1 pseudogene is annotated in these 406 nt (G+C 89.7%); it reads right to left on the bottom strand.

Annotated elements, in window-relative coordinates:
• Positions 1-191: 191 nt before the first annotated feature.
• Positions 192-406, bottom strand: a pseudogene (locus A4V12_RS39935) (ABC transporter); the annotation flags it as partial.

Genomic DNA, 406 nt, shown 5'->3' with positions numbered 1-406 from the left:
GCCCCCCGCCCCCGCCGCCCCCCCTCCCCCCCCCCCCCCCCGCCCCCTCCCCCCCCCCGCCCCCCCCCCCCCCCCCACCCCCCCGCGCCCCCCCCCCCCCCCCCCTCCCGCCCCCCGCCCCCCCGCGGCCCGCCCCCCCCCCCCCCCGGGGGGGGGCGGGGCCCCCGCGCCCCCCCCCCCCGCCCCCCGCCCACCCCCCCCGCCGGCCCCGTGCCCGCCCCCCCCCCGCCGCGCCCCCCCCCCCGCGCCCCCCCGCCCCCCCGCCAGCCGCCCCGCCGCACCACGCCCAGGTGGTGCTCCACCACGAGCACCGAGTTGCCCGCCGCCTTCAGCCGGTCCAGCACCACCAGCAGCGCCTCCGTGTCGGCCGGGTGCAGCCCCGCCGACGGCTCGTCCAGCACGTACA

This window comes from Streptomyces noursei, from assembly GCF_001646665.1.
Classification (GTDB): Bacteria; Actinomycetota; Actinomycetes; order Streptomycetales; family Streptomycetaceae; genus Streptomyces; species Streptomyces lavendulocolor.
Note: the sequence above shows the minus strand (reverse complement) of the source record. Positions and strands in the feature narration are given on the sequence as shown.